Origin of the sequence: Streptomyces aculeolatus (genome assembly GCF_020400605.1) — a bacterium.
Classification (GTDB): Bacteria; Actinomycetota; Actinomycetes; order Streptomycetales; family Streptomycetaceae; genus Streptomyces; species Streptomyces aculeolatus.
Map to the genome: position 1 here is coordinate 157,099 of NZ_JAINRD010000024.1, position 6,032 is coordinate 163,130.

6 protein-coding genes and 1 pseudogene are annotated in these 6,032 nt (G+C 72.0%); all 7 read right to left on the reverse strand.

The window, feature by feature from the left end; translation table 11 throughout:
- Positions 1-388: 388 nt before the first annotated feature.
- Positions 389-601 carry a hypothetical protein gene (locus LG396_RS31525; RefSeq protein WP_225797366.1) on the reverse strand — a complete coding sequence of 71 codons (213 nt, stop codon included), beginning with the start codon at positions 599-601 and terminating at the stop codon, positions 389-391.
- A gap of 41 nt (positions 602-642) precedes the next feature.
- Positions 643-1,485, reverse strand: a complete 843-nt coding sequence (locus LG396_RS31530) for a relaxase/mobilization nuclease (RefSeq protein WP_225797367.1) — start codon at positions 1,483-1,485, stop codon at positions 643-645.
- The gene (locus LG396_RS31535; protein WP_225797368.1) at positions 1,482-1,910 is read right to left on the reverse strand and encodes a hypothetical protein; all 429 of its coding nucleotides are present in this window, start codon (positions 1,908-1,910) and stop codon (positions 1,482-1,484) included. Before LG396_RS31535 ends, LG396_RS31530 begins: the two co-directional genes overlap by 4 nt.
- A 99-nt stretch (positions 1,911-2,009) precedes the next feature.
- Positions 2,010-2,503, reverse strand: a pseudogene (locus tag LG396_RS31540) (hypothetical protein).
- A gap of 34 nt (positions 2,504-2,537) precedes the next feature.
- Positions 2,538-4,337, reverse strand: a complete 1,800-nt coding sequence (locus LG396_RS31545) for a vWA domain-containing protein (RefSeq protein WP_225797369.1) — start codon at positions 4,335-4,337, stop codon at positions 2,538-2,540.
- Positions 4,334-5,470 (reverse strand): AAA family ATPase, encoded by a 1,137-nt coding sequence (locus LG396_RS31550; RefSeq protein ID WP_225797374.1) that lies wholly within the window; start codon positions 5,468-5,470, stop codon positions 4,334-4,336. Before LG396_RS31550 ends, LG396_RS31545 begins: the two co-directional genes overlap by 4 nt.
- Positions 5,471-5,664: 194 nt before the next feature.
- Positions 5,665-5,886: a hypothetical protein gene (locus LG396_RS31555; RefSeq protein WP_225797375.1), complete on the reverse strand. Its 222-nt coding sequence runs from the start codon at positions 5,884-5,886 to the stop codon at positions 5,665-5,667.
- Positions 5,887-6,032: the final 146 nt, after the last annotated feature.

The window sequence follows — 6,032 nt, forward strand, 5'->3', positions numbered from 1 at the left end:
GGCGCCGGCGGCACGGTGCTCGGTGGCGGGCAGGCGCGCACACCGCGGAGCGCTCCGGCTCGCCGGCGGGGACCTGTTCGGTGCAGGTGCTGCGGCCGGGTTGGGCGGCGTTGCGGTCGGCGAGCGCGTTGCGGGTGTGGCGCAGGGCGGTTCGTAGGACGCGCAGATGGCTCTCGGCGAGGTAGCGCAGGCGTTGCGCAAGTTGGGGGTCGGCTACGGAGTCGAGGCCGTCGTGGACCTCGGCGGCGGCGAGGAGGACGTCTTCCAGCGCGGCAAGGATGCCGTCGTGGGGGGCGGTCACCTCGGTGAGCAGGCGGGCCGCGTCAGCGGTGGTAGTGGCCTCGCGCAGGAGGTCGGCGAGGTCGGCGACGGCGGCGCCCAGCGGGAGTTAACTGGCCGGGCGCGCGCCGGTGTCGAAGGCTTCGTCGCAGTCGACGCGGTAGCCGGCCGCGCGGAGCCGGGCGACGGTTTCGGTGCCCAGGCGGTCTTCGTCGTCCTCGGTGAGGCCGGTGGGGGCGCAGTGGTAGGTCTCGTGGAGGCGGACGACGGCGACGAATCCGGTGCGTTGCAGGACGCTGTGCGCGGCCGGGTCGCGGGCCATGACCGGGAGGTGTTCGACGGTGGGCGGAGGAGCCGTTTCTCTTACCGCGCTCGGTGCGCGGTTGGCCGGGCAGCAGTCGGCGTGATGGCCGGTGAGGGCTGGGTCATGTGGTGTGCGGTGGTGTCCAGGTCTTGCTGGAGGGCGTGGATGCGCAGGGCGATCAGTTCCAGGCGGTGTGCCGTGCCGGCGCCGGCGGGGGTGGGCTGGCGGGTGATCCGCTGGGCGGTGTGTTCCACGAGGCCGCGTACCGCGGCCAGCGGACCCGTGTGCTCGTCGGCGAGCTGGGTGAGGACGGCAGCGAGCTGTGTCTGCGCCGTGGGCAGAGTGCGGTTGCCGGTCTGGACCCGCGGGGTGTCGTAGACGGGGACGAGCCGGAGGTCCGCCTCGATGCGCCGCGCCTCGTCGGAGACGCGCCGGTCGACGTCGGCGGGCGGGTTGTACCACGCTCCACCGAGTCGAATGAGGTTGGCGATCAGGTCCAGTCGCTTCGGCTGAGCCTGGACTGCGATCCAGTGACAGCGCTGCGCCGGCACGCTGCCGGGGATCTCGATGCCGACGGCACGCGCGAGGCGGTGGGCGACTTCGGCCCACTCAGCGAAGGCGAGGTCTCGGTCCTCTCGGTCAAGCCGTACGTCGAGGTGGAAGACGGCATGACGATCGCCGTACCGGCTGGCGGCGAACGGGCGCTCCAGGTAGGGGTCTTCGAGGTGCTCGGCCCACTGCGCGAACGTCCACGTTTGCTGCTCGTCGCCCTGCATGTAGTCATCGAGGCCCGGCCAGTAGGCGACGGGTGTGAACCCGTCCTGCGGTGCTACCGGCTGGCCCAGGGCTTCGGTGAGGGGGTCGGCCGCGGTGTGGGCACGCGGGTGGATGCGGGGGATCACCAGCGGCTCCGCTTGTCCGCGATGTGGATCAGGTAGTTGAGGGCGTTGATCGTGTACCAGCCGCAGTCGACGATGTCGCCGCTGCCGGCGAACTTGGGCAGGAAGCGGTCTTCCATGGCGCGCAGGTGGATCAGGCAGTCCGGGCAGCGGCGCGAGAGGTGCACGAGGTAGCGGGGGTGGGCGGTGATGTAGGACTGCGCGCCGCCTGTCGCGTTGCGCAGCCGCCAGCCGTTCTCCTCGGTCGGGGTGTGCCACGACGGGGCGACCACCCGCATCGCATCGCCCCACAACTCGCCCCCGGCGACGCCCTTCAAGACGACAACGGTTTCCCCGGCCCGGAAGTGCTGGGCTGTGATGTCCCGCTTGGGCGTGAGCGGGTCCGGCGTCGGGGCGAGTACCGGGGTGGGCGAGGGGGGCAGTGACATGCGGTTCCTTCCACGTTGGTCAGGCAGGGCGGGAGGAACAATGGTCCGGAGATTCTCCGGTTTGCCTAACCGGCGATCACCGGCTATGTTCCGCCGCGCTCAGCGGAACGGGTTCTCCGTGCCGCGGTCGCCTTCGCCCGCAGCGTCGAGGAGTTCGGGCAGATCACAGCCGTCAGCGTCCCGCTGGTCGATCCACCACCCGGCACGGGTGATCGAACGCGACTTGTCCTCCACCTCCGCCCAGGCGGCCTCGTCCCAGGCCCCTTCGACGACCAGCGCGGTATACGCCGCGGCCATCAACTGGTGACGGGTGCGCTCACCCCACGCCAGAGCCTTCTCGGCGCCTTCCAACGGCGGCATGTCGAACCGCTGCGCCCAGTCGGCGGCAGCCTGCTGCTCGTCGGCGCGGCCGCGAGCCACTCCTGCCGGGAGCCGGAGTCGGCGTCACGGGCTGCCTTCCAGCAGTCGGGGCAGTCCCGCTCGGCGAGCCAGCGGGCGAACCCGGCGCGCCGGTCGGCCGGGCGGTCGGACAGGTCGTGGACGGTCTCGTGGGTGCAGGAGTGCTCGACGGTCCAGTGCGTACGGATTGCCATGTGGTTGTTCCTTCGTTCTGTCTTCTGCGTTGTCTCAGCGCGTCCTGCGGATGGCGTCTGTGGCCGCCGTGGCGATGGCGGCGGGAGCGCTGGAGGGCTGGGGCAGGTGCAGCAAGGTGGTCCCCGGCAAGTGGTGGGACTTGGCGGTGAGGGTGAGTTGGAGTACGGCGCAGCCGGCGGTCGTGAGCTGCTTGACTCGGGTGACGGCTTGAGCAGTTTCGTCGCTGCCGTAGCGGGCGTCGGTGACGATCACGAGGAGGCGACCGGTGCCGGGGCGGCTGAGTTCGAGGCCGTGGTCGAGTGCGTCGATGGCGTCGCCGAGGTTGTGGTTGCCGCCGTTGGCATTGAACGTTGTCACGCGCTGTGGTGCTCGGTGGGTGGGCCGGGTGAGTGCGGTCAGGTCCCTGTCGTAGGCGACGGTGGCGGTGCGGGAGTCGGGGTCGGTCAGGGCCGCTGCGCGGGCCACGATCCAGGCAGCGGACGCGACGGGTGCGCAGGCGGCACTCATGGAGCCGGAGACATCGACGGCGATGCCCACGCGCAGTGGTGGGGTGGGGGAGTTGCGGCGGTGGGTGCGGGTGAACGGCTCTGCGGTGGGTATCGATCCGGCGGCGCGCTGGGCGTCGCGGGCGAGGGCACGGCCCATGTTGAGACGGCCGGGCGGGGTGGGGCTGGTGGTCCGCTCCTCGGTGCGTTCGCGGTAGGCGGCGGCGCGCAGGGCGCGGCTCAGGCGCGCGGCGGCACTCTGCTCGGCGGCGGTGGGCTTGCGGGTGCCGGTGACCGGGTTGCTGGAGGGCCTCGGTGTGCCGTCGGGGCTGACGGTGGTGCCGCGTGGGTTGAAGACCGACTTGGCGGTGGCGGCTGCCTTGCGTCGTTGGCCGGCCTGCTGGGCGCGGTCCTGTGCCTGTGCCTTGGACTGCGCGGCCACGGCGTTGGTCGCTGCGGCCTGTGCCGCGAGGTCGGCGGCGTCGTTGGCGTCCATGCTGTCCAGGACGACCGCGGCGGCGGCGGACAGCAGATCGCTGAGGTTCTCTGGCACGGGCAGGGCAGGAGAGGCGGTGTCCAGGGCGTCGCACCAGTCCTGGGCGTGCGCGAGCATGGTCGTGGTGTCGTGGTCGGCGCACCGGTGGGCTGCGGTCCAGATGCCGGTGAGGGTGGCCAGCAGGTCGGCGCTCAGGACTTGTTCGCACAGGTCGGCGACGGCTTTGGTCTCGCCGGCGTCCAGGATGCCGGCGTCGCGGCGGCCGAGCATCAGGGCCGCCACGCTGGCGGCCTGCTCGACGCCCTGGATGCTGGGGTTGGCGATGTCGGGCATGACCAGGGTCCGGGCACTGGTGCGCAGGTACTTGCGGTCGGTGGGCCGCCTGATCAGGTGGGCGCCTTCTGCGCGGCTCTCCTCCAAAAGGAGCGCGGCCTCGACTACGCGGGGGTCCGCGCCGTTCGGCTCCACCCATACGGAGTGGGCCGCGTGGGCGGCCTCGTGGACTAGCACTCCCCAGGCGGCGGGATAGCGTTCCTCGTCGCCCACGATCCGCGGATGGATCTCGTGGGGTTGGAGGGGAGCGAACAGGCTGGCGTCGAACTCGATCTCCGCCAGGCCGGGGAAGTAGGCGGCTGGTGCGCTGCTGCGGGTGCCGGGGCGGCAGGTGACGAGGAGGTCCTGGCGGCCGGAGAGGGCGACCAGCCGGTCGCCGAGTTCGGCTCCCACGCGCAGCCACGCGGCCGGGGAGGTACGGGGTTGCGCGGGCGGGGCGCCGTCGTCGTCCCATCGCGCGAGGTCGGCGTCGTCGTCCGGCGTGGTGGCGGGGGACTGGACGTGGTGGTGGGCGCTCATCGCGAGCGGCCCCGGTGCGCGGCGCCGGTGCTGCCCGGGGGCTGCCGGGCGGCTGAGGCGGGAAGCTGCTTGCCGAGGGTGAGAGGAGCGACCTCCTTGACGCCGGCAATCTTGCTGACGGCGGCGGCGACGGCGTCGCGGTCCTCGACGGGCGCGATACCGACCAGATTGCCGAGCGCGGCTTGGGTGCCGAGGACGGCCTCGGTCTTCTGGTAGCTGAGCAGCTCCCGCAGTTGGGGGGCCCAGCCCAGCTCGCCGAGTTCGACCTGGGCGGCGAGGTGTCGGGCGACCCGGACCACCCGGGCATCGATCCTCAGCGCCAGGGCGAGGTCATAGTCCGTGCCGATCTGGATCTGCACGCTGAACCGGCTCGCGAGCGCCTCCGTCAACACCGCCCCGTGGACGCCGGGATTGTGGCCCGCCACCACGTAGAAGCCCGGCTCAGCCTTGATGGTCTCGCCCTTGTGGGCCTTGACCTGGATCTGCCTGCGCCCGTCCATCGCGGGATACAGCGCCGCCAGGACCTTCGGTGAGATCAAGGTGGCATCGTCGATCAGCAGCGCGCGGCCCTCGGTCATCGCGGTGACCAGCGGACCGTACTGGAAGACGTAGGCTCCCGCGTCGTCCTGCGTGTACTCGCCGATCAAGTCGCCGACCGTGGTGTCCCCGTCACCGGCGACGGTGAGCAGATCCGGGAACGCCGCCTCCACCAGCGATGTCTTGCCGGTGCCCGGAGGGCCGTAGAGCAGCACCGGCACGTCGGCGTCGCGCAGCCGATTCAACGCCTCGACGTCGGGCAGATCGGCCAGCTCCCGGGGATGGTAGACCTGGCCCCCCGCGCGGCGGATCGGGCCGGTCCGCCTGGGCCTGGCTGCTGCGGTCGTGCGGGCCGTGGCCGCCCGGGCGCGGGAAGAGTGGGTGCCCGGCGGGCTGATCACAGCGGTCCGCGCGGCTGCGGCGGTCTTCCCGTTCGCGCGGAACTCCGGTTGTCCGGTTCCGCCTTGGTCGGCCTCGCCGCGTCGCACCAGGGTCAGGGCGGCGTTGCGGACGGCGCCGTGGGAGTGGCCCAGCTGCCTGGCCATGTCCCCGATGGTGAGCGTGTCCGCCGGCCGGTCGGCCAGCAGTCGGGCCACCTTGGCCCGTAGTTCGCCGCCCTTGGTGCGCGCTGGACGGGCAGGCGTTCCGGGTGTGGTCAAAACGAGGCCCCTTCAACAGGTGCGGGTGCGGGCGGGGTCGGCGATGCGCTGGAGGGGCTGGCCGCTCTCGGAGCGGATCACGGACTGTACCGACATCGGTGACCGGGCCAACCGGGGCGTACCGTCGGCGCTCACCGGCCGACCGAGGGCTCGGTCCAGGTGCAGGGGATGGCCGGCGACGAGCAGCTCGCTGGCTGCCGAGCAGGCCCGTGCGTCCGCTGGGTACCGGGTTCCGTCGCTCGACAGGCGCATCCTGGCGTCGCTTCGAAGCCGGCCTGGAGCAGGATCCGCCGGGCGGCGGCGTTGTAGCCGGTGGTGGTGATCTCGCCGGTGATGGTGTGCCGGATCGTCATGAACGGCTCTGCTGGTGCTTCGGGCAAGGCGGATCTCCTATCGGTGGTGGCGGGAAAGCGGTGGGGGGTTGGGCGAAGACGAGGCGGGCCCGGAGCTTCCAGCACATCAACGGTGCGCGGCTGGACCACGAACGATGGGCAATGAC